Consider the following 21,428-nt stretch of genomic DNA (forward strand, 5'->3'; position numbering starts at 1 on the left):
ATACGCGACGGATGGTCAGGTTTTGTCGCGCGCCTCTCTCAAACGCTTTGCGTCTTCGTACTGGTTGAACGCTTCGCGCACATTGCGTCGCAGATCTTCATCATCGCATGGCTTGGTGAGAAAGCGAAAGATCGCACCGCGATTGATAAGTTCGGCTGCCGCCTGAATGTCAGTCGAGCCGGTCAGTTCAATACGGATGGTCTCGGGGTGCAGTTCACGCACCTTGCTCAGAAATTCAACACCGCTCATCTCCGGCATGCGTTGATCCGAGATAACCACTTCAGCTCCTTCCGTGGCGAGAAGTTCCAGGCCCTCCAGCGCGCTGGGTGTTGTCAGGATTCGATAACCCTCACGGCGCAGCACCCGGCGCAGCGCGTTGAGCGCTTCGATCTGATCGTCGACGATCAGGACGGTGCGTTTGTTGCTCCTGTGAACCGGCATGGTGTCAAAGAGCGTACGACCCAGGCGCAGCAATTCCGCCGCTTCATCCGCCGTGATGGGTTTACTGAACAGAAAGCCTTGCAACTCATCGCAGTGGTGGTGCTGCAGATAGCGTGCTTGCGCCTCGGTTTCGACGCCTTCGGCGATCACCTTGAGCCGCAGGCTGTGGGCCATGGCAATGATGGTGCGGGCGATGGAAGCTTCGTCTGGATCGCGGGTGAGGTTGGCGATGAACGATCGATCGATCTTCAGGTAGTCGAAGGGGAAGCGGCGCAGGTAGGCGAGGCTGGAGTAGCCGGTGCCGAAATCGTCCATTGCCAGGTTGAGACCAATCTCCTTGAGCCGTTGCAACGCCGTGATTGCCTCAGCGGCGTTTTCCATGACGACGCTCTCGGTGAGTTCCAGCTCGAGATTGCGCGGGTCGATCTGACAACTGCGCAGCACATCGCCGATCTCCTGGGGCAGCTCTGGCCGTTGCAACTGCAGGGCCGAAATATTGACGGCCATCGCAATGCTCGGTAGCCCGTCATCCTGCCACTGACGCAACTGGCGACACGCAGCGTGCAGCACCCAGTCGCCGATATGAGGGATCAGGCCGGCGTCCTCGGCGACAGGGATAAAAACAGCGGGCGGAACCATGCCGCGCTCCGGATGCTGCCAACGTACCAGGGCTTCGACACCGACCACGCGTCCATGGGTGAGATCGACGCGGGGTTGGTAATGCAGCAACAACTCGCCGTTCTCCACTGCGTGGCGCAGTTCGGTCTCCATGCGCAGCCGCTCGGCGGCATTGGCGTTCATCTCCTGGGTGAAAAACTCGAAACGGTTCTTGCCTTTCTGTTTGGCGCGACCCATGGCGATGTCTGCGTTGCGCAACAGCGCTTCGGCATCGTCGCTGTCTTTCGGAAACGCGCTGCCACCGATGCTGCAGGTGATCTTGAGCTCGTGTCCCTCGACGTGAACGGTTTGAAGGAAGCTCTCCAGAATGCGTTTTGCAACAATCAGCATTTCGTCGGGTTCGTGCAGCTCCGGAAGTATGACGACGAACTCGTCACCGGAGAGGCGAGCGACCGTATCGAAGTTGCGCGCGCAGTGCGCGATACGCTCCGCGGTGGCCTTCAGGACCTGATTTCCGATGCGGTGGCCAAGGCTTTCGTTGATCGCCTTGAGACGATCGACGTTGAGCAGCAACAATCCGCAAAACCCTTGGTAGCGTTGGGCATGCGCTATTGCCTGTGCCAACCGATCCTGCATCAGGTTGCGGTTGGGCAGGCCGGTCAGCTGGTCGTGGGTGGCCTGGTGCAGCAATTGATCGGCGAAACGTTTGCGATCGGTGACATCGGACATCACGGCGAGATGTTGAGCAATACGCCCGCTGGGATCGTGGACAGGGGAAATACTGAGTTCATTCCAGAACATGCTGCCGTCCTTGCGGTAGCAGCGAACCGCTGCGGAACCGCCCTCGCCGCGCTTGATGGCGGTGCGCAGTTTGATCATCGCCGGTTGATTTTTTTCGTGTGCAAGCAGGATGTCGGGACTGCGGCCGAGCAGTTCGCTGCGCGTATAGCCGGTGATGCGTTCGCAGGCCTTATTGACGTAGATGATGGGCTGGCGGGCGCGGGTGGCGTCGGTGATGACAATGGCATTGTGGCTGGCTTCGATCGCCTTGCTTTTGAGTCGCAAGTCCTGCTCCATCTCCTGGCGCGCGAGTTGCGCCAGGCGTTTGCCTTGAGTCAGCTGGAGGCGCGCGAACTGCGCCGCCTTGCGTTGCAGAACCGCCAGGTAACTGAGGCCAAGCAGGGTGAGAAGCGCGCCGCCGCCAAGAGCAAGCCAGGCGCTGCGATCGAAATGCAGCGCAGCATCGGTGACAGACGGAGGAAAGAGATCCAATTGCAGCGTTCTGCCGCCCACATCAAGGCGGGTCGTCAGAAGACGTTCCGTGGGTTGTGCTGAAATCGGATGCAGGATACGGGTTGAACCCTCGCCATTGGCTGGGAGCAGGAGTCGCAGTTTCAGCTTCGGACTGTCGAGGAGCTTCAAGGTGGTGTCGATCAGGTGATCGACATCGAGCAGTGCGGCGATTGACTCCGCCCCGGTCTTACCGGCCGGGATGGCGATGACCCAGTCCTGATTGGGATGGAGCGGCATTGGAAGATTGATTATGACGGGCTGGGTTCGTGGGGTGGGGAAGCCCGCTGACGGCCCGATCACTCCCGACAACTGCGCGGCAATTTCAAGCGGGAGGGCGCGATGGAGCCGCGACCGGCTCGATTCATCGGGCCTGATCCAAAGCAGCGCGGCCAATCCCGGTGTTGCGCTCAACGCGCGATGCGCCAGGTTCTCGAAACCTTTGTCTTTGGGTTCGGGTAACTGCTGAAAGTGCGATGCCAGCGCTTGAAGAAGGACAAAATGGTGTTCGAAAGCGGCGGTGAGCTGGTTGCCGGCCAAGCGCAGCAACCGCTGGTTCTCGCTGCGGTAGCTCTGTTCGGTGTTAGCGGTTTGCAGCGTATGGATCGCGAGAAAGGCTGCCCCGGATATGGCTGCGCCTGCCACCGCCGCAATGGCCAGGGTGCGGAAGCCAATCAGGGAGATGGGTGGTTGTCTCTTTTGCCCCGATCCTGGCGGCATGACGATCCCTTCCGTGACATCCTGTTGTCGGTTGTTTTTGTTGTTGTTTCAGCCAGTTCGCGTCGACAGCGAACAGGACTAGAGCAATCTGACCTTCCCATTTCCATCCTAGCCTATACCTGGCGAATGTAAACCAATCAGTTATGTAGATGATCAGTAAATTTTATGGTGCTTCAGGCGGTGCACCGCCTGGACGCCGAACGGGAACCAGGCAGGGTGTGGTCAGATAGGGGCATTCATGCCCATGGCATAGCGCATCACCCAGCTTTTGAGCGGGCCGGAGTGATCAGCCACGTCCATCCCCAGGGACCGGGCCCAGCGCACCGGCGCAGACTCCAGCGCGAACAGCCCTGCGAAAAGATCCATTGCCCGCATGATCGAGGCGTTGTGGGGTCGCCGCCGGTGCTCATAGGTCTGCAGCAGTTTCTGCGCGGCGATATCCTGCCGGTCCTGCGCTGCCTCGCAGAGGAGGCGGCCCAGCGTTGCGGCATCGAGAAAGCCGAGATTGGCACCCTGGCCGGCGAGCGGATGCACGGTATGCGCGGCATCGCCGATCAGCACCATCCGTCCGCGATGGTAGTTGACGGCATGCCGGCGGTGCAGCGGGAAGCAGCCACGGGGTCCGATTGACTCCACTCGTCCAAGCGCCTGACCCGTCGCGCGGGTATACGCCGCGCAGAAGGCGTCGTCATCGAGAGCCATGAGGCGATCGGCCTCCGCACTACGCGTATGCCAGGCGATGGAGCAACTGCCGTCGTAGAGGGGCAGAAAGGCGACAGGACCACTGGGCAGGAAGCGCTGCCATGCCGTGTTGCGATGGGGACGACTGGTTTGCACATTGCCGACAATCGTCTTTTGACCGTAGCCCCAGCCCGTGGTGGCTATCCCCGCCAGCTCCCGCACCCTGGAACGGCCGCCGTCGGCGCCAACCGCCAGACGTGCCATCAGTTCCGTGCCATCGTCCAGGCGCAGCTGCGCCGCCGCACTGGTGTTGCTCAGGTGCGTCAAACGGGCCGGACAGAGGAGACGCAGGTTGCGTTGCTGTTCGAGTTGCCGCCAGAGTGCGTGTTGGATACGCCGGTTTTCGACGATATGACCGAGATCGGGTTCTCCGATTTCCGTCGCGTCGAAGTGGGTGCTGCCGGTTCCGCCCGCGTCCCAGACATGCATATGCCGAAAGGGACAGGCGCGATCGACCAGTGCGCCCCAGACATCGACACGCTCGAGCAGTTGCTGTGAGGCGCGACTGATGGCGCTCACCCGCAGATCGGGAGGGAGGTTGTCGAGGGGCGTTGGCGCCTGCCCTTCGATCAGCGCTACGCTGAGCGGTGCGTCTTTCAGCGCAGCGGCTAGAGCGGCGCCCACCATGCCGCCGCCGACAATGACGATATCGAATGAGACGGAAGGTGCCGGGCGGCTCATAGCGGCAGGCCGCGACCCAATCGCGTAGGCGCATCCAGTCCACCGGTACCGATATGCACCAGGGCGCTGCGCAGTGGTGGCAGGCGTTGCAACAGCTCCAGTCCGAGTCCGAACCAGTTTTTTCTGGCGGGTGTGCACTCGTCCAGCAGGCGCGCAAGCCCGTCGGTGAATGCGAGCACCCGTCGATGATCGGCCAGGCGGCGCCCGGCGTAGGCGGTGAGCAACGCAGGGTCACCGAGATCCATTCCGGCGCGTACAGCGTTGGCAATGCCTTCTGCCAGGGTCGCTGCATCGCGCAATCCCAGGTTGAAGCCCTGCGCCCCGATCGGGTGTACGGTGTGAGCGGCGTTGCCGATAAGCGCCGTGCGCTCGGCGGTCAGGGTCCAGGCGCTGAGCTGCTTGAGCGGGTAGCTCGAGCGTGGACCCTTCAGTGCCGTCAGCCGCACGCTGGTTCCCAGCTGTGCCTGCAGACGAACGAGGAAGTCGCTGTCCGCAAGCGCCAGCAGCTCCTCGCTCGCGGCCTGCGGTTGCACCCAGACCAGCGCCCAACCCGCACTTTCGGGCAGCAGGGCCAACGGTCCACCCGGAGTGAGTACTTCGTAGGCGATGTCGGCGCCGGGGGGTGTCGATTCAACCCGGGCTACGATGGCTTGCTGAGCGTAATCGTGTTCGTGGCTGCCGATGCCGAGCGCCTCGCGTACGCGGGAGTGCGTGCCATCCGCGCCTACCAGGAGGGGGGCGCCGAGCTGCCTGTCGCCGGCATGTACTGTCACCTCGGTAGCGCCGACCGTGACCTCTTCCAGGGTGGCCGGGGCGATCCAGTTCACTCCCCGCTGAGAGAGGTGGCGGTGCAGCACAGCGATCAGCTCGGCGGCGGGCAGCGTGTAGCCCAATGCACCCAATCCCCGCTGACGGCCATCGAGGCTGGCCCCCGGCCTGTTGCCACCGGTAGCAAGTTCGACCTGGCGAATGGCGGTCGCGCGCGGTCCCAGTTGGCGCCAAAGCCCCAAGCCGGCGAGTATGCGCACGCTGCTGTCGGCGAGCGCCAGCACCCGGTGGTCGGTGACGCGCGCGGCTTCCAGGCGGGCTGCATGCGCGTCGACCAGGGCAATGCGCCTCAGCCAGGGTGTCAGTGCACTGGCCAGCGCGGCCCCGGCGGGGCCAGCGCCGCAGATGATGAGATCGAATCGTTCCATCGGGGGACGTTCAGCGGGTCTCCGCGGTTGGGCAGGCGGCCTGCAGGTCGGTTCAGCGCACTATCTTCGCGCCTTCGGCACAGCTGCGTCATTGCGCGAAATCAACTGCGAGGGCCTTGCCGGGGCACCTGGTCAGGGCAGCAGGATGGTCGAGCCGCTGGTTTTGCGCGCCTCGAGGTCGCGATGCGCCTGCGCCGCCTCCGCCAGCGGATAGCTCTGATTGACCGCGATGCGCACGGTGCCGCTGCCTATTACCTCGAAGAGTTCCGTTGCGCTCGCTACCAGATCCTCGCGCCTGGCGGTGTAGGTCATCAGCGTGGGTCGGGTGACGAAGAGCGATCCTTTCTGCGACAGCAACAACAGATCGAGCGGTGGCACCGGTCCCGAAGCATTGCCAAAGGTGACCATCATCCCCAGCGGCCGCAGACAGTCGAGAGAGGGCATGAAGGTGTCCTTGCCCACTGCATCGTAGACCACAGCGACACCCTGGCCGTCGGTGATCGCCTTGACCCGCTCGACGAAGTTCTCCTCGCGGTAAAGGATGGTGTGATCGCAGCCATGGGCGCGGGCCAGCTCTGCCTTTGCGGGGCTGCCGACGGTGCCGATCACTGTTGCCCCCAGGTGTTTTGCCCATTGACAGGCGATCAGTCCCACGCCGCCGGCAGCGGCATGCAGCAGGATGGTCTGCCCCGGTTCCACCCGGAAGGTGCGGCGCAGCAGGTATTGCGCGGTCATGCCCTGGAGCATTGCCGCGGCGGCGGTGCGGAAATCGATCTCCTGCGGCAGTTTGACCAGGCGGTGGCCGGGTAGCAGTCGCGCCTCGGCGTACGCACCCACCGGGAGACCGGCGTAGGCGACCCGGTCGCCCGGTGCCACCTCGGTCACCCCGGCGCCGACGGCCTCCACCACACCCGCTCCCTCCATGCCGAGAGTGGCGGGCAGCCCGGGCAACGGGTAAAGACCGGTGCGGTGATAGACATCAATGAAATTGAGCCCCACCGCTTCCTGGCGCACCAGCGCCTCGCCGGGACCGGGTTCACCGATCTCGACGGCTTCCCACTGCATGACTTCGGGGCCGCCCGTGCGATGGATGCGGATGGCGTGGGTCATGGGGCAATCTCCTATTGCGTGCGCTAGGGGCACTCTGCATTAAGAGGGTAGTCTAAAGGTCGTTGCCGGTCAGCAGAGGAGGTGCAAGGTGATGACCAAAAGATGGGTGGCGGCGCTCGGTGCACTACTGATGACGGGATGCTCGACGCAGGCCAGCTACACGGTGCAGCAGGTCGCGCAGCAGTTGCCCGTTGGCGCCCGCCTGGAGATTGCAACCCCGTTCACCTACCCCGGAGGCCGCACCACACTTTGGTTTCAGGGGGGTGAGATCAAGCCCTCGCGGGGACTAAATCTGTGGACCTGGCACTGTTCGCTCGATCTCCATTTCAGCGCGCGCAGCGAGCAGGCGCGGGAATACGGCAGCGGCAGTTTCATCATTACCGGGATACGCGAGGAGCGATTGGCCGCGGTCGAAGGCTGGGCTTTGCGGCGGGCGAGTCTCTTCGCGAGGGATGAGGACTATATGCTGGGAATCGTCTTCCATCTTTCCGCCCCGGATCAACCCGAGGTGCGCCAGCTGCGTTGCGAACGGCGATTCGAAGACTGGTCGCGGGAAAGGGCTCTGAGCCTGGCGGATTTGCGGGAGACGCTGGGCGGGTATCTGGTGGTCGCCGCGCCGGGCGGTTGAGCCCCGCCCCGATCACGGGGTGCGGGGCACGCGCCAGTTCGGGTGCTATTCGCCGGTGAGCCGATGCAGCGCTTCCTGGTATTTCTCCGCGGTTTTGGCGGCGATCTCGTCGGGGAGCTCGGGTCCTGGGGGTGTTTTGTCCCAGTCCAGGGTCTCCAGATAGTCGCGCACAAACTGTTTATCGAAGCTCGGCGGGCTGCATCCGGGTTCGTAGGAGTCTGCCGGCCAGAAGCGTGAGGAGTCGGGTGTCAGCACTTCGTCGATCAGCACCAGCCGATCGTCGGCGTCCAAACCGAACTCGAACTTGGTGTCGGCGATGATGATGCCGCGCTCCAGCGCGTATGCGGCTGCCTCCTTGTAGATGGCGATGCTGACGTCGCGTACCTGATTCGCCAGGCCTTCACCCAGCAGGTCCACCGCCTTTTCGAAGCTGATGTTCTCGTCGTGATCGCCCACCTCCGCCTTGGTGGAGGGAGTGAAGATCGGTTCGGGAAGCCGATCGGCCTGACGCAGGCCGGCCGGCAACTGGATACCGCATACCGTGCCTTGTTTTTGATACTCCTTCCAGCCGGAGCCGACAATATAACCGCGCACAATCGCTTCAATGGGCAACGGTTTGAGCCTGCGCACGACTATGGCGCGACCTTCGACGGTATTGCGCTCGGCGGGGTCGGGCAGGACCTGCGCCAGCGGAATGGCGGTCAGGTGATTGGGAATCAGGTGACCGGTGCGGGCGAACCAGAAATTGGAAAGCGACGTCAATATGCGCCCTTTGCCCGGGATCCCCGTGGGCAGTACGACATCGAATGCGGAGAGGCGATCGGTGGTGACGATCAGCATGTGTTCGTCGTCGATGGCGTAGATGTCGCGCACCTTGCCGCGGGCGATCGGGGTCAGCGTCGTCAGCAGGGATTCGAATAGGACCTTGGGTGTCTCGCTCATGGGATTTATCGTCGCCGGGGAAAACACGCATTTTAGCGGGATTGCCGGTAATGGTGCCAAAAAAAGAGGCCCTGGCGGGCCTCCAATACCAGCTGCGGAGAGAGGGTGTGCCGTTCCACCGCCGCCGTATGACCAATGTCTGTCGGCGCTCCCAATGACGGGTTGAATCGACACATCGTCCCCAGGCAATGGCCCCCGGATCTGAAGGCTGGGAGCGGGCTGCCACTGTCTGAAGGGTATAAATATAGGTGGCGTCAGTCATATAGAAAATTAAATTCTTTTGATTTGATGGATAAGTTAAACTTTATCTGAAATCGACCCTACCGAGACACCAAGCCATGCATGTGACTCTGCGCCAGATGCGCGTGTTCGAAGCGGTGGCGCGCCACCTCAGCTATACCCGCGCCGCCGAGGAGCTCTACCTCACTCAACCCGCTGTCTCGATGCAGATCAAGCAGCTGGAGGAGAACGTCGGTCTGCCGCTGTTCGAGCAGATCGGCAAACGCCTGTTCCTCACCGATGCCGGGCAGGAGGTGCTTGGCTGCAGCCGCGGGATCTCCCGCCAGCTCAAGGAAACCGAGGAGATGATCGAGGACATGAAAGGCGTGCGCCAGGGACGTCTGCAGGTGGCAGTGGCCAGCACGGCCGGCTATTTTGCCTCGCGCCTGCTGTCGGCGTTTGCGCGTGAGCACGAGGGCATCACCATCAGTCTCGATATCACCAACCGTGAGCACCTGCTGCGCCAGGTGATGGACAACGAGACCGACATGGCCATCATGGGCAAGCCGCCCGAGGAACTCGACCTGGAAGCCGAGTCGTTCATGGACAATCCGCTGGTGGTGATAGCCGCCCCGGATCATCCGCTGGCGGACAAGAAGCGCATTGCGCTGAAACGGTTGCAGGACGAGGTGTTCGTGGTGCGCGAGCGGGGATCGGGCACCCGCAGCGCCATGGAGCGGTTCTTTCGCGAGCGCGACATTACCATCCAGACCGGCATGGAGATGACCAGCAACGAGGCCATCAAGCAATCGGTAATGGCCGGTATGGGGCTGGGCCTGGTGTCGGCCCACACGCTGGAGCTGGAGCTGGAGGCAGGGCGGTTGGCGGTGCTCAATGTGACCGGCTTCCCGATCATGCGGCACTGGTATCTGGTGCACCGTAAGGGCAAGCGACTCTCACCGGTCGCCCGGGTGTTCCATGACTATGTCCTTGCACACGCCGGCGAGGTGTGGCAGATGCCGCAGATCTGACCTCCGACCCCTCCCAAGTGGGGTAGTTTCGCCACCAGTGGGATTTCCTAAGCTCGAGGGCCGCGCTCGCGTGCAACGCAGCGTTGGGCGCAACCACCGAGGAGGAGATTATGCGAAAACTGATAGTAATGGGCATCACGCTCTGTTTGCCGCTGCTGGCGGGGGCCGATGAAACACAGCAGCGCACCGCCGACAGCCGGGCAGTCATCAAGGCCTTTTTTGGCGAACTGAAGGGGGAACTGGAGGGCGCCATGAAGAGCGGTGGTCCGGTCAATGCCATTGCCGTGTGCAACCAGAAGGCGCCGGGCATCGCCAAGCAACACAGTGCTGCCAAAGGGTGGGGGGTCGGGCGCACCAGCCTCAAGATCCGCAATCCCGCCAACACACCCGACGCCTGGGAAATCCACGTGCTGAAACGTTTCGAGGAGCGCAAGGCCGCCGGTGAGAAGCCGGATCAGCTGGAGCATGCCGAGATCGTTACCGAGGGTGGCAAGCGCGAGTTCCGTTACATGAAGGCGATTCCGACCGCCGAGGTCTGCACCAAGTGCCACGGCGCCACCGTTCCCGCCGAAGTCGAGGCGAAGTTGCAGGCGCTCTATCCCACCGATCAGGCGCGCGGTTACCAGCCGGGCGATCTACGCGGCGCATTCACCATTCGCCAGCCCATGTAATACCCGGCGACGACGGTTGGCGCTTGTGCCGGCCGTCGTCGCCCTCTACTGTTGTACCTGTCCTACGCGAAATAGTGAGGTGTGGTTTATGTACGGTTTTTCCAAGCGGGTTGATGGCGGTTTCGATGACGCAGTGACCAAGGTCACCGAGGCGTTGAAAACCGAGGGCTTCGGGGTGCTGACCGAAATCGATGTCAAAGCCACATTGAAGGCCAAGCTCGGTGTTGAGCGGCGTCCCTATGTGATTCTCGGTGCCTGCAATCCGCCGCTGGCGCACCAGGCATTGGAATCGGAGCCCGATATCGGTTTGTTGTTGCCCTGCAACGTGGTGGTGCGTGAGGGGGAGGATGGGGGTATTGATGTTCTTTTCATCGACGCCGACGTCATGCTCTCGATTGTCGGGCGCGACGACATGAAGCCGTTTGCCCAGGAGGTCAAGGCGCGCCTGCTGCGCGTGCGGGATGCCTTGTAGTCACCGCTCTTCACCCGGCCGTCCTTGATCCGGATCAGGCCCAATTTGGCGGCCGATCGGGTAGAATGCGGCATCCCAGATGCCACAATTCGCCCAGTTGACCACCGAATCGATGCCAATCATGACGGAGGTGCCCAGCTCCGGGGTCCAGGTCACGCCCCACCGGCTGGAGGCGGTTGACCTCGAGTGCACCCGTGGTAATCGGCGCCTGATCACCCATCTCGACTTTGTGCTCGAAGCCGGGACGCTGCTCCACGTCCGCGGACCCAACGGCTGCGGCAAAACCACCCTGCTGCGCGCCCTGTGCGGGCTGTTCGAGCCCCAGGAGGGTGAAATCCGCTGGGATGGCAGCTGCATTCGCTCCCTGCGTGAGGAGTACTTCCGCGAGGTGCTCTACCTGGGGCATCTGAACGGCATCAAGCACGAGCTGACCGGGATCGAAAACCTGCAGATTGCCGCGACCCTCGATGGCGACAGTGTCACCGCCGCGCAGGTGTGGGAGGCGCTGAAACGGCTGGGATTGGCCGGCTTCGAGGATCTGCCCGCCAAGGTGCTGTCACAGGGTCAGAGGAAACGGGTGGCCCTGGCGCGCTTGCTGCTGTCGGAGGCGAGCCTGTGGATTCTGGACGAACCCTTCACCGCCCTCGATGCCGGCGCGGTGGATCTGCTGCAGGCGCTGATCGTCGAGCATGTGGAGCAGGGCGGGATGGCGGTGTTGACCACGCATCAGGAAGTGGCGCTCACTTCGAGCCAGATCCAGACACTGGATCTGGGCGGCTGAGTCAGGCATGTTACAGACCTTCCTCTGCATCGTACGCCGCGATATCACCCTGGCCATGCGCCGTCGCACCGAGTTTCTGACCACGCTGTTTTTTTTCATTATCGTGGTCAGCCTGTTTCCGCTGGGAGTGGGCACCGAAAAACAGGTGCTCCAGCAACTCGGACCGGGCGTGGTGTGGGTGGCCGCGCTCCTCGCCTCGATGCTGGCCCTGGAACGGCTTTTCGCAGGCGATTACGCCGATGGCACGCTGGAGCAGATGCTGCTGACCCCGCAGCCACTGGCGGTACTGGTTTTGGGAAAGGTGTTCGCCCACTGGTTATTGACGGGGTTGCCGCTGGTGCTGGTCGCGCCGTTGATCGGGCTGCAGTATGGGCTTCCCGATGTGGCGCTTGGCGTTATGATGCTCTCCCTGTTGCTGGGGACGCCCGTGCTGAGTCTGGTCGGTGCCATCGGCGCCGCATTGACGCTGGGGCTGCGCGGTGGCGGTATTTTGTTGTCGCTGCTGGTGCTACCGCTCTACATCCCCGTTTTGGTATATGGGTCGGGGGCGGTAGGTGTCAGCACCCTGGGATTTTCCGATGTGCAGCCTTTCCTGGCGTTGTTGGCGGCCTTCCTGATTTTGGCGCTGGTGTTTTCACCCCTGGCGTCGGCGGTGGCGCTGCGCATCTCCATCGAATAAGCATAGGAACTAGGCAATCCTCATGAATTTCAGCTGGTACCGATACGCGTCGCCGACCACCTTTTACCCATTGGCGGGACGGCTGATTCCCTGGTTCGTCGTGCTGACGGTGATCACGCTGGTGGTGGGGCTCTACTGGGGCTTTTTCGAGACCCCGGATCGCCTCGGCGGCAGCAACCCGCAGAAGGAGTACTATCGCATCATCTTTGTGCATGTCCCGGCTGCCTGGATGTCGATGTGGCTCTATGTGGTGCTGGCGGGCTGGTCGGCCATCGGGCTGATCTTCAACACCCGCCTCTCCTACATGATGGCGGCGGCCGTGGCGCCCACCGGGGCGATCTTCACCTTTATTGCGCTCTGGTCCGGCTCGTTCTGGGGGCGCCCGAGCTGGGGTACCTGGTGGGACTGGGACCCGCGGCTCACTTCGGAGCTGATACTGTTTTTTCTCTACGGGGGCTATCTGGCGCTGCATTCGGCCATCGATGACAGTCGCCGCGCCGATCGCGCTGCGGCGCTGCTCGCCATCGTCGGCCTGGTCTGCATTCCGGTGATCTTCTGGTCGATCAACTGCCCCGATCCCAACCAGTGCGCCGCGTTGCATCAGCGCTCCTCCATGTCGCAGATAGACCCCGACATTCTCTTCGCCATGTTGACCCTGACCTTCGCTTTCTGGATGTACTCCTTCGTGACCGCCTTGATGCGGGTACGCAGTATCATTCTCGAGCGCGAGGCGGACAGTGAATGGGTCGGACAGCAGATCAGGCAGGAGGGCGGACGATGATGGAGTTCCTCAACCAGGGCGGTTATGCCTTCTATGTCTGGTGCTCGTACGGGGCCTGCGTGGTGCTGCTGGTCGCCGAAATCATTCAATTGCGGCGCAAGCGTCGAACCATTCTGGCGCGTGCGGGTCGATTAATGCGTATGCGCGCAGAGGCAGGACAATGAAAGCCAGACACAAACGATTCGTTTTTGTAGGTGCGGCCGTGGTGGCGGTGGGCATTGCCGCGGTATTGGTGCTGAACGCCTTGCAGAGCAATATCGCCTATTTCTTCAGCCCGACACAGGTGCTCGCTAAAGAGGCGCCGCTCGACCGGGCGTTTCGGCTGGGCGGGCTGGTGGAGGAGGGCAGCATTGTGCGGCGTGAGGATGGTCTCACCGTGAATTTCATGGTCACCGATACCGCCAAGAGCGTCACCGTGAGCTACACCGGCATCCTGCCTGATCTTTTCAACGAGGGGCAGGGGGTGGTGACCAAGGGCAAACTGGGCGGGGACGGCATCTTCTACGCGGAAGAGGTGCTGGCCAAGCACGACGAGGCCTACATGCCGCCCGAGGTGGAGAGCGCCATCAAGGCGGCGCAGAAGGCCGGGACGACGCTGGCCAATCCCCACGATCAGAAGTGAGGGTATGAGAGATGATTCCTGAGTTGGGTCACTTTGCCCTGGTGCTGGCGCTCTGTCTGGCGCTGATCCAGGGCGTGGTGCCGCTGGTCGGTGCCGCCAAGGGCATCCCGGGCTGGATCGCGTTGGCGCGTCCCGTCGCCTGGGGTCAGTTTCTGTTTCTGGCGTTGGCCTTTGCTGCGCTGACCTACAGTTTCGTCACCAATGATTTCTCGGTCGCCTACGCGGCGAACAATTCCAACTCGGGGCTCCCCATCCAGTACCGCATCTCGGCCGTCTGGGGCGGACACGAGGGTTCGTTGCTGTTGTGGGTGCTGATCCTTGCCGGCTGGGGTGCGGCGGTGGCCAGTCTGAGCCGTAATCTGCCGCGCGACATGGTCGCCCGCGTATTGGCAGTCCTGGGGCTGGTGGGCATCGGTTTTCTGCTGTTCTTGCTGCTTACCTCCAACCCCTTCGCCCGGTTGGCATTGCCGCCGGCCGATGGGCGCGATCTCAATCCGCTGCTGCAGGACTTTGGCCTGGTGGTGCATCCGCCCATGCTCTACATGGGCTATGTCGGTTTCTCGGTGGCGTTTGCGTTTGCGATCGCAGCGCTGCTCAGCGGCAGGCTGGACGCGGCCTGGGCGCGCTGGTCGCGGCCCTGGACCACGGTGGCGTGGGTCTTTCTCACCGCCGGCATCACATTGGGTAGCTGGTGGGCCTATTACGAGCTGGGTTGGGGCGGCTGGTGGTTCTGGGACCCAGTGGAAAACGCCTCGTTCATGCCGTGGCTGGTGGGTACCGCGTTGATCCACTCACTGGCGGTGACCGACAAGCGCAGCGTCTTCAAGAACTGGACGGTACTGCTCGCCATCTTCGCCTTTTCGCTGAGTCTGCTCGGCACTTTCCTGGTGCGCTCGGGCGTGCTGACCTCGGTGCATGCCTTCGCTACCGATCCGACACGCGGCATCTTTATCCTCGGTTTTCTGGCGGTGGTGATCGGCTCTTCGCTGCTGCTCTACGCGTGGCGCGCGCCAAAGGTGACAAGCACCGGCAGTTTCCGGCTCTATTCCCGGGAGACGCTGCTGTTGACCAACAACGTCATCCTGCTGGTGGTGACGGCGACAGTGTTGCTGGGGACCATCTACCCCCTGGTGATCGACGCGCTGGGCATGGGCAAGCTCTCGGTCGGCCCACCCTATTTCAACGCGGTCTTTGTGCCGCTGATGCTGCCGCTGGTCTTTCTCATGGGCATCGGCCCGATGGTGCGCTGGAAACAGGACGAGCCGCGCAAGACCGTCCGCGAATTGCGGTTGGCCTTTATGGTGGCTGTGGTGCTGGGTCTGATCCTCGCCTATTGGGCGGGGGGCGAGTTGGCGCCGATGGTGGCGCTGGGATTGGCGGCGGCGGTGTGGGCGGTCGCCGCCACGGTCCAGGATCTGCTGAGCCACGCCGGAAACAAGGGCAGTTTGCTGGAAGGTCTGCGCAGTCTGCCGCGCCACCACTACGGCATGAGCCTGGGTCATCTCGGGGTGGCGGTCTTTATCGTCGGAGTGACGCTGGCCGATGGTTACAGCATCGAGCGCGACCTGCGCATGGCGCCGGGCGATAGCGTCGAGATGGGCGGCTATACCTTCGTTTTCGATGGTGTCAAACAGGGGCGCGGCCCCAACTACACCACTTCCCACGGGCAGGTCAGAGTGTTGAAGGAGGGGCGGGCGGTCACCACGCTGTTACCCGAAAAGCGCATCTACACGGTACAGCGCATGCCGATGACTGAGGCGGCCATCGATCCCGGTCTGTTCCGTGATATCTACGTCGCCCTGGGCGAACCGCTGGAGAACGGCGCCTGGGCGGTGCGCGTCTATCATAAGCCGTTCCAACGCTGGATCTGGTTCGGTGGGGTGTTCATGGTGATCGGCGGTCTGCTGGCCGCCAGCGATCGCCGCTACCGCTTGGCACGCCGGCAGCGGGTCGCGGCCACCAGCGCCACGACCGGCGGCGCCGAGGTGCGCGCATGAAGGCGCGTTTCCTGGTGCCCCTGGCGCTGTTCATCGGCCTGGTGATCCTGTTCGGCGCCGGGCTTGGGCTCAATCCGCGCGAGGTTCCTTCCCCGCTGATCAACAAGCCAGCGCCGGAGTTCTCCCTGCCCGCCCTGAGCGATCCCGAGAAGAGCGTCTCCAGACAGAATCTGCAGGGCGGGGTGACGCTTTTCAACGTCTGGGCCAGCTGGTGCGTGGCGTGTCGCCAGGAGCACCCGCTGCTGGTGGAGATCGCCCGCAAGGGCGTGGTGCCGATCTACGGGCTCAATTACAAGGACACCCGTCCGGCGGCGCAGGAGTGGCTGGCGCGACTGGGCAATCCCTATGTGGACAGCGCCTTCGATGAAAAGGGCCGCGTCGGAATCGATTGGGGTGTCTACGGCGTGCCCGAGACCTTCGTCGTCGATCGCAGCGGCATGATCCGCTACAAACACATCGGACCCATCAGCCCCGAGGATTGGGAGCAGAAGATCCTGCCCAAGATCCGGTTGATCCAGGAGGAGAAGGGGTGATGCGGCACTATCTGGCGCTGTTGGTTCTGCTGATCTCGGGTGCGGCCGGTGCCGCCATCGAAGTCTATGAGTTTGCGAATGCGCAACAGGAGGAGGCCTTCAAGGAGCTCACCTTCGAGCTGCGCTGCCTGGTGTGTCAGAACCAGAATATCGCCGATTCCAACGCCGACCTGGCCAAGGATCTGCGCAACGAGATCCACAAGATGTTGAACGAGGGCCAGGACAAACAGCAGGTCGTCGATTTCATGGTGGCGCGTTATGGCGACTTCGTGCTCTACCGTCCGCCGGTCAACACCTCCACGGCACTGCTCTGGTTCGGTCCCTTTCTGATCGGGGTCGTCGGATTGATCCTGTTGGTTCGGTTCATCCGTTCCAGCGCGGCCAAACCCGCGGTGGCCTCTGAACTCTCCAACACCGATCGCCAGCGTCTCGACGATCTCCTGGACGACAACCGGAACAAAAATTCATGACCCTCTTTACGATCATCGCTGCCGCCATGGTGTTGGCTGCGCTGGGACTGGTGCTGCCGCCGTTGCTGGGCCGTGGGCGGGGCAGTGCCGAAACACGCCAGGAACTCAACGTGGTAATCCATCGCGAACGTCTCAGCGAGCTGGATGCGGATCTCGCCGAGGGTGCCATCGACGAGACGCAACACCAGCAGGCGCGCGCCGAACTGGAGCGCGACCTTCTGGAGAATACCGCAGACGACGGCGGGGAGATCGAGGGGAGTGCCCGCCCGGGTGGCCGTTGGGTGGCGATCGCCGTCGCGCTGGCCTTGCCGGTGTTGGCGGGAGGTCTCTACTGGCAGCTCGGTGCCCGTCACTTGATCGACGGAGTCCCTGCCCAGGCCGAGGATCGCGGTCCCTCCGTGGAGGAGATGGTGACGCGTCTTGCCGAGCGCATGGAGAAAAATCCCGATGACCCGACGGGATGGGTAATGCTGGGGCGTTCCTATCTGGTGATGGAGCGTTATGCTGAAGCGGTGCAGGCCTACGCAAAGGCCTACGCTCTGGCCAGTGATCAACCCGAACTGCTGGCCGATTATGCCGAGGCCCTTTCCATGGCCGCCGGTGCCAGCATGGCTGGCCGACCGGTGGAGCTGATCAGGGAGGCGCTGCGCCTCGACCCCGAAAACACCAAGGCGTTGTGGCTGGCCGGTATCGCCGCCTATCAGGGGGGAGAGCGTGCCTCGGCGGTGGCGGTGTGGCGCAGGCTGGCCTCGCTGTTGCCCCCCGAGAGCGACAATGCCAGCGTGGTCAACGATGCCATAGCCCGCGTCCAGGGGGAGCTGCAGGGCAACAGCGCCGTGCCATCCGTAACCGCCGTCAGCGAGGCCAAGGTGGTGGTCGCGGTGGAACTGGCCGCAGGACTGAGCGCGCAGGCCGCCCCGGAGGACACGGTGTTCGTCTTTGCCCGCCCCGATCAGGGACCACCGATGCCGTTGGCGGCGGTGCGTCTGCAGGTCAAGGACCTGCCGACGACCGTTACCCTCGATGATACGCAGGCGATGATGGCGGAGCGCAAACTCTCTTCCCAGCAGCAGGTGACGGTCAGCGCACGCGTATCGAAATCGGGTAACGCGGTGGCGCAGACGGGCGATCTTCAAGGCAGTATCGCCCAGGTACCGGTGCGCTCAGGTGAACCGGTTAAACTGATCATCGATCAGCGTGTGCAGTGAAGCGGTTGGAGGCGCAGCTTGCGCCTGCACCCCTACTTTTCTCTCCCATCCCAACGCCTCCTTTTATCGCGTTTTCGCTGTCTGCCGGGGGTACACCAGGAGCGTAAGACGCTCATAAAAAAATTCTGTTCTACTGCCTATTGCTTTTGTATTTCGCGCACCGCAGATTAGCGCCGCCACAGCCCCGCTTGTGAGAAAAACAGGTCGGCAAGGGGGGCAGGCGAAAACGTGATTCTGTCGTTGGGAGAACTGATGAAGTGAAGACCCGAATCATCCAGCGAGGTGGCCGTCCCCCCTCCAATCAAGATCCAACCTGTCTGATTGACGATCAGGCTGAGGAGCCTCCGAGTTCGGGCCACGCCGCCGAAAACGTAATCTCCCTCCCCCTTTTTCATGCGCCTCGCGTCGCCTCACTCGCGCGGGCCTCCCGTTTCCCCATCAGTCCCCAGAGTCAGGCGTTCCGTCGCCGCTATTTCACGCAAACGAACAGCGCCGAGTGGAGTGACTGGCGCTGGCAGCTGCGCCACCGCATTCGCGATCTGCGTGAGCTGGAACGCATCTTCGCTCTTTCACAAGACGAACGCGCCGCCATTGCCCGTCACGAAGGGCCGCTGCCGGTCAGTATCACGCCGTACTACGCCAGCAGGATGAATCTGGGCGATGCCCTCAATCCGTTGCGCCGCACTCATATTCCGGTGGGCGACGAATATCTGAAGACGCCCGGCGAGGCGAGCGATCCCCTGGGCGAGGACGGCCATACCGCCGTACCGGGACTGGTGCACCGTTACCCGGATCGGGTGCTGTTTCTGACCTCGCCCTTCTGCTCGACCTATTGCCGCTACTGCACGCGCTCGCGCATGGTGGGCGAGAGCGGCGAGTACGAGTTCGGCACCTCGCAATGGGAGCGCGCCATCGCCTATATCGAGGCGCACCCCGAGATCCGCGATGTGCTGCTCTCGGGTGGCGATCCGCTGACCCTCTCCGACGACAAGCTCGAGTGGCTGCTGAGCCGCTTGCGGCGTATTCCGCATGTGGAGTTCATCCGCATCGGCACCAAGGTGCCCGCGGTGCTGCCGATGCGTATCACCCGCAACCTGACGCGTATGCTGCGCCGCTATCATCCGCTGTGGATGAGCATTCACTTTACTCATCCCGATGAGCTGAGTCCCGAGGTGAGCGAGGCCTGCGCACGCCTGGCCGACGCGGGTATTCCGCTTGGCAGTCAGACGGTGCTGCTGAAGGGGATCAACGACGAGGTGGCGACGCTGAAACAGCTCTATCACGGCCTGTTGATGCGCCGCGTGCGGCCCTACTATCTCTACCAGTGCGATCCGATTCACGGCTCGGCGCATTTTCGCACCTCGGTGGAGCGGGGCCTGGAGATCATGCGCGGCCTGCGTGGTCACACCACCGGTTACGCGGTGCCCACCTACGTCATCGACGCGCCGGGCGGCGGCGGCAAGATTCCGCTGCTGCCGGAATATCGCGTCGGGCGCGAGGGTGACGATCTGCTGTTGCAGAACTTCGAAGGCAACCACTACCGTTATCCCGATCCGCAGGATCCTGGAGGGGAGGCAACGCCATGCGCATAGGCATGACCTACGATCTGCGCGAGGAGTATCTCGCGGCCGGTTACGGCGAGGAGGAGACCGCGGAGTTCGACAGCCCCGATACCGTCGCGGCCATCCGTGGCGCTCTGGAGCGTCGCGGCCACGAGGTTGTGCCGATTGGTCACGTGCGCGCATTGGCCGCGCGCCTGGTGGCGGGCGAGCGCTGGGATCTGGTGTTCAACATCGCCGAAGGCTTGCGCGGGCTGGCCCGCGAGGCGCAGGTGCCGGCACTGCTGGAGGCCTACGAGATTCCCTACACCTTCTCCGATCCGCTCACCCTGGCGCTCACCCTGGACAAGGGGATGACCAAGCGCATCGTGCGCGATCACGGCATTCCGACCGCCGCCTTCACGGTGATCTACGGCGAAGCCGACCTGGCGACGGTGGATCTCGACTACCCGCTGTTTGCCAAGCCGTTGGCCGAGGGTACCGGTAAAGGCATCAGTGCCAGGTCGCACATCACCTGGCCACGGCAACTCAACGCGGTGTGCCGTGATCTGCTGCAGCGTTTTCAGCAGCCGGTGCTGCTGGAGCATTATCTGCCGGGCCGCGAGTTCACGGTCGGTATCCTGGGCAGCGGAGCGGAGGCGCGCTCGGTCGGCGTGATGGAGATCCTCTTTACCGACCACGCCGAGGCCTTTGGTTATTCGTTCGAGAACAAGGAGCACTACGAGGATCGTGTTGTCTACCGCCGTGTCGATGACGCCGAAGCGCGCATGGCCGCCGAGACCGCGCTGGCCGCGTGGCGGGTGCTGCGCTGCGAGGATGGCGGGCGCGTGGACCTGCGCTCCAACGGCCGCGGCATCCCGCAGTTCATGGAGGTCAATCCGCTGGCGGGTCTGCATCCGGTGCGCTCCGATCTGGTGATTCTGGCGCGGCTGATGGGCCACGATCATGCGTGGTTGATCGATGCCATTGTCGACTCGGCCGTTCAGCGTCATGGCTTGACCCGCTCGGTCGCCGCTTGAGATGAACGGTTGATGGAACGCGCACCCAACGTCGCTGTGGTACTGCACGATGCGGTATCACGCGATGCGGCCCCGGACAGACTCGATACGCTGGCGCAGGTGCAGGCGGTGAGCCGGGCGCTGGAGCAGTTGGGGTGGACGACGCACAGGCTCACTTTTGATCTGCAACTGCAGGCGGTGGTGAGTCGCTTGAGAGAGTTGCGCCCGGCGCTGGTGTTCAATCTCGTGGAATCGGTGGACGGCGATGCGCGCCTGCTGCATTGGGCAGCGGAGTTGCTGGAACATCTGCGCCTACCCTTTACCGGCTGCGGCAGTCGGGCCGTGGTTACCACCGGCGACAAGCTGCTCGCCAAGCGGATGATGCGCGACGCCGGCATCCCCACGCCGGAATGGTGCGCGACGGGTGATTTGAAGGAGTGCCATGAGTTCGCCGACGGCCCGTGGATCATCAAACCGGTGGCCGAAGACGCTTCGGTGGGGCTCGATGCCGAGAGCGTGGTGGACGAACCCGGTGTGCTCGCCGCCCGCCTGCGTTCGCGCAGCGCGCGCTGCGGCGGTGAATGGTTCGCCGAACGCTATATCGACGGGCGCGAATTCAACGTGAGCCTGCTCGCAGGTCCGCAGGGGCCGGAGGTGTTGCCGGTGGCGGAGATCGAGTTCGTTGATTTTCCTCCGGATCGCCCCCGTATCGTCGACTACGAGGCCAAGTGGGCAGCGCAGAGCGCCGCGTACCTCGGCACCCGGCGGCGTTTCGATTTTCCGCGGCGCGACGACAAGCTGATTGCCAGACTGCAGGCGGTGGCACTGCGGTGCTGGGGCCTCTTTGGGTTGCGCGGTTATGCGCGGGTCGATCTGCGCGTCGATGATCACGGAAACCCCTGGGTGCTGGAGATCAACGCCAACCCGTGCCTGACGCCCGACGCCGGATATGTCGCCGCGGCCGCCCAGGCCGACCTCAATTACACTGCCCTGATCGAGCGCCTGCTGCCGGTGCGGCACAACCGCCGGGCGGCCTAGGA

At 63.2% G+C, this 21,428-nt stretch carries 21 protein-coding genes; 16 read left to right on the plus strand and 5 right to left on the minus strand.

Features of this window, described 5'->3' with window-relative positions:
• Window positions 1-15 precede the first annotated feature (15 nt).
• From DWQ09_04225 to DWQ09_04240, 4 genes are all read right to left on the minus strand, one after another.
• Window positions 16-3,069: an EAL domain-containing protein gene (locus tag DWQ09_04225; protein KAA3629461.1), complete on the minus strand. Its 3,054-nt coding sequence runs from the start codon at window positions 3,067-3,069 to the stop codon at window positions 16-18.
• A gap of 222 nt (window positions 3,070-3,291) precedes the next feature.
• Window positions 3,292-4,491, minus strand: a complete 1,200-nt coding sequence (locus DWQ09_04230) for a 2-octaprenyl-3-methyl-6-methoxy-1,4-benzoquinol hydroxylase (protein ID KAA3629462.1) — start codon at window positions 4,489-4,491, stop codon at window positions 3,292-3,294.
• Complete coding sequence (locus tag DWQ09_04235; GenBank protein ID KAA3629463.1) at window positions 4,488-5,687, minus strand: 2-octaprenyl-6-methoxyphenyl hydroxylase; 1,200 nt, start codon at window positions 5,685-5,687, stop codon at window positions 4,488-4,490. Before DWQ09_04235 ends, DWQ09_04230 begins: the two co-directional genes overlap by 4 nt.
• Window positions 5,688-5,819: 132 nt before the next feature.
• Window positions 5,820-6,797, minus strand: coding sequence for a quinone oxidoreductase (locus DWQ09_04240; GenBank protein KAA3629464.1), 978 nt, complete (start codon window positions 6,795-6,797; stop codon window positions 5,820-5,822).
• A gap of 91 nt (window positions 6,798-6,888) precedes the next feature.
• On the opposite strand from DWQ09_04240, the gene DWQ09_04245 reads away from it, so the two are divergent.
• Window positions 6,889-7,425: a hypothetical protein gene (locus DWQ09_04245; protein ID KAA3629465.1), complete on the plus strand. Its 537-nt coding sequence runs from the start codon at window positions 6,889-6,891 to the stop codon at window positions 7,423-7,425.
• 45 nt (window positions 7,426-7,470) lie between these two features.
• On the opposite strand, the gene DWQ09_04250 is transcribed toward DWQ09_04245, so the two are convergent.
• Window positions 7,471-8,367 carry a phosphoribosylaminoimidazolesuccinocarboxamide synthase gene (locus tag DWQ09_04250; GenBank protein ID KAA3629466.1) on the minus strand — a complete coding sequence of 299 codons (897 nt, stop codon included), beginning with the start codon at window positions 8,365-8,367 and terminating at the stop codon, window positions 7,471-7,473.
• Between the two features lie 338 nt (window positions 8,368-8,705).
• Here DWQ09_04250 and DWQ09_04255 point away from each other — a divergent pair, with 338 nt between their 5' ends.
• The 15 genes from DWQ09_04255 to DWQ09_04325 all read left to right on the plus strand — a co-directional run bounded on the left by DWQ09_04255 (window position 8,706) and on the right by DWQ09_04325 (window position 21,426).
• A complete protein-coding gene (locus tag DWQ09_04255) occupies window positions 8,706-9,617 on the plus strand; it encodes a LysR family transcriptional regulator (GenBank protein ID KAA3629467.1) in 912 nt (303 codons plus the stop codon).
• Between the two features lie 110 nt (window positions 9,618-9,727).
• A complete protein-coding gene (locus DWQ09_04260; GenBank protein KAA3629468.1) occupies window positions 9,728-10,288 on the plus strand; it encodes a DUF3365 domain-containing protein in 561 nt (186 codons plus the stop codon).
• 88 nt (window positions 10,289-10,376) lie between these two features.
• Complete coding sequence (locus tag DWQ09_04265; GenBank protein ID KAA3629469.1) at window positions 10,377-10,760, plus strand: DUF302 domain-containing protein; 384 nt, start codon at window positions 10,377-10,379, stop codon at window positions 10,758-10,760.
• Between the two features lie 121 nt (window positions 10,761-10,881).
• Window positions 10,882-11,541, plus strand: coding sequence for a cytochrome c biogenesis heme-transporting ATPase CcmA (locus DWQ09_04270; protein ID KAA3629470.1), 660 nt, complete (start codon window positions 10,882-10,884; stop codon window positions 11,539-11,541).
• A 7-nt stretch (window positions 11,542-11,548) separates the two neighbouring features.
• Window positions 11,549-12,220, plus strand: coding sequence for a heme exporter protein CcmB (gene ccmB / locus DWQ09_04275; protein ID KAA3629471.1), 672 nt, complete (start codon window positions 11,549-11,551; stop codon window positions 12,218-12,220).
• A gap of 22 nt (window positions 12,221-12,242) precedes the next feature.
• Window positions 12,243-13,001 (plus strand): heme ABC transporter permease, encoded by a 759-nt coding sequence (locus tag DWQ09_04280; GenBank protein KAA3629472.1) that lies wholly within the window; start codon window positions 12,243-12,245, stop codon window positions 12,999-13,001.
• The gene (gene ccmD, locus DWQ09_04285) at window positions 12,998-13,165 is read left to right on the plus strand and encodes a heme exporter protein CcmD (GenBank protein KAA3629473.1); all 168 of its coding nucleotides are present in this window, start codon (window positions 12,998-13,000) and stop codon (window positions 13,163-13,165) included. Before DWQ09_04280 ends, ccmD begins: the two co-directional genes overlap by 4 nt.
• Window positions 13,162-13,623 (plus strand): cytochrome c maturation protein CcmE, encoded by a 462-nt coding sequence (locus DWQ09_04290; GenBank protein ID KAA3629474.1) that lies wholly within the window; start codon window positions 13,162-13,164, stop codon window positions 13,621-13,623. Before ccmD ends, DWQ09_04290 begins: the two co-directional genes overlap by 4 nt.
• An 11-nt stretch (window positions 13,624-13,634) precedes the next feature.
• A complete protein-coding gene (locus tag DWQ09_04295; protein ID KAA3629475.1) occupies window positions 13,635-15,620 on the plus strand; it encodes a heme lyase CcmF/NrfE family subunit in 1,986 nt (661 codons plus the stop codon).
• Window positions 15,617-16,153, plus strand: coding sequence for a DsbE family thiol:disulfide interchange protein (locus DWQ09_04300; GenBank protein KAA3629476.1), 537 nt, complete (start codon window positions 15,617-15,619; stop codon window positions 16,151-16,153). The genes DWQ09_04295 and DWQ09_04300 overlap by 4 nt, the downstream gene beginning before the upstream one ends.
• Window positions 16,153-16,623, plus strand: a complete 471-nt coding sequence (locus tag DWQ09_04305; GenBank protein KAA3629477.1) for a cytochrome c-type biogenesis protein CcmH — start codon at window positions 16,153-16,155, stop codon at window positions 16,621-16,623. Before DWQ09_04300 ends, DWQ09_04305 begins: the two co-directional genes overlap by 1 nt.
• The gene (ccmI, locus tag DWQ09_04310) at window positions 16,620-17,831 is read left to right on the plus strand and encodes a c-type cytochrome biogenesis protein CcmI (GenBank protein KAA3629478.1); all 1,212 of its coding nucleotides are present in this window, start codon (window positions 16,620-16,622) and stop codon (window positions 17,829-17,831) included. Before DWQ09_04305 ends, ccmI begins: the two co-directional genes overlap by 4 nt.
• Before the next feature lie 317 nt (window positions 17,832-18,148).
• The gene (locus DWQ09_04315) at window positions 18,149-19,423 is read left to right on the plus strand and encodes a KamA family radical SAM protein (GenBank protein ID KAA3629847.1); all 1,275 of its coding nucleotides are present in this window, start codon (window positions 18,149-18,151) and stop codon (window positions 19,421-19,423) included.
• Window positions 19,414-20,409 (plus strand): D-alanine--D-alanine ligase, encoded by a 996-nt coding sequence (locus DWQ09_04320; protein KAA3629479.1) that lies wholly within the window; start codon window positions 19,414-19,416, stop codon window positions 20,407-20,409. The genes DWQ09_04315 and DWQ09_04320 overlap by 10 nt, the downstream gene beginning before the upstream one ends.
• Window positions 20,410-20,421: 12 nt before the next feature.
• On the plus strand, window positions 20,422-21,426 hold the full coding sequence (locus DWQ09_04325; GenBank protein ID KAA3629480.1) for an ATP-grasp domain-containing protein: 1,005 nt from the start codon (window positions 20,422-20,424) through the stop codon (window positions 21,424-21,426).
• Window positions 21,427-21,428: the final 2 nt, after the last annotated feature.

The organism is Pseudomonadota bacterium, assembly GCA_008501635.1.
GTDB lineage: Bacteria > Pseudomonadota > Gammaproteobacteria > QQUJ01 > QQUJ01 > QQUJ01.

Excerpts from the sequence above, each read along its gene's own strand:
- DWQ09_04260 (KAA3629468.1), top strand. The coding sequence starts at position 9,728 with ATGCGAAAACTGATAGTAATGGGCATCACGCTCTGTTTGCCGCTGCTG.
- DWQ09_04240 (KAA3629464.1), bottom strand. The coding sequence starts at position 6,797 with ATGACCCACGCCATCCGCATCCATCGCACGGGCGGCCCCGAAGTCATG.
- ccmB (KAA3629471.1), top strand. The coding sequence starts at position 11,549 with ATGTTACAGACCTTCCTCTGCATCGTACGCCGCGATATCACCCTGGCC.
- DWQ09_04255 (KAA3629467.1), top strand. The coding sequence starts at position 8,706 with ATGCATGTGACTCTGCGCCAGATGCGCGTGTTCGAAGCGGTGGCGCGC.
- DWQ09_04295 (KAA3629475.1), top strand. The coding sequence starts at position 13,635 with ATGATTCCTGAGTTGGGTCACTTTGCCCTGGTGCTGGCGCTCTGTCTG.
- DWQ09_04325 (KAA3629480.1), top strand. The coding sequence starts at position 20,422 with ATGGAACGCGCACCCAACGTCGCTGTGGTACTGCACGATGCGGTATCA.
- DWQ09_04280 (KAA3629472.1), top strand. The coding sequence starts at position 12,243 with ATGAATTTCAGCTGGTACCGATACGCGTCGCCGACCACCTTTTACCCA.
- DWQ09_04290 (KAA3629474.1), top strand. The coding sequence starts at position 13,162 with ATGAAAGCCAGACACAAACGATTCGTTTTTGTAGGTGCGGCCGTGGTG.
- DWQ09_04265 (KAA3629469.1), top strand. The coding sequence starts at position 10,377 with ATGTACGGTTTTTCCAAGCGGGTTGATGGCGGTTTCGATGACGCAGTG.
- DWQ09_04235 (KAA3629463.1), bottom strand. The coding sequence starts at position 5,687 with ATGGAACGATTCGATCTCATCATCTGCGGCGCTGGCCCCGCCGGGGCC.
- DWQ09_04300 (KAA3629476.1), top strand. The coding sequence starts at position 15,617 with ATGAAGGCGCGTTTCCTGGTGCCCCTGGCGCTGTTCATCGGCCTGGTG.
- DWQ09_04230 (KAA3629462.1), bottom strand. The coding sequence starts at position 4,491 with ATGAGCCGCCCGGCACCTTCCGTCTCATTCGATATCGTCATTGTCGGC.
- DWQ09_04245 (KAA3629465.1), top strand. The coding sequence starts at position 6,889 with ATGACCAAAAGATGGGTGGCGGCGCTCGGTGCACTACTGATGACGGGA.
- DWQ09_04250 (KAA3629466.1), bottom strand. The coding sequence starts at position 8,367 with ATGAGCGAGACACCCAAGGTCCTATTCGAATCCCTGCTGACGACGCTG.
- DWQ09_04270 (KAA3629470.1), top strand. The coding sequence starts at position 10,882 with ATGACGGAGGTGCCCAGCTCCGGGGTCCAGGTCACGCCCCACCGGCTG.
- DWQ09_04305 (KAA3629477.1), top strand. The coding sequence starts at position 16,153 with ATGCGGCACTATCTGGCGCTGTTGGTTCTGCTGATCTCGGGTGCGGCC.
- DWQ09_04320 (KAA3629479.1), top strand. The coding sequence starts at position 19,414 with ATGCGCATAGGCATGACCTACGATCTGCGCGAGGAGTATCTCGCGGCC.
- DWQ09_04225 (KAA3629461.1), bottom strand. The coding sequence starts at position 3,069 with ATGCCGCCAGGATCGGGGCAAAAGAGACAACCACCCATCTCCCTGATT.
- ccmI (KAA3629478.1), top strand. The coding sequence starts at position 16,620 with ATGACCCTCTTTACGATCATCGCTGCCGCCATGGTGTTGGCTGCGCTG.
- ccmD (KAA3629473.1), top strand. The coding sequence starts at position 12,998 with ATGATGGAGTTCCTCAACCAGGGCGGTTATGCCTTCTATGTCTGGTGC.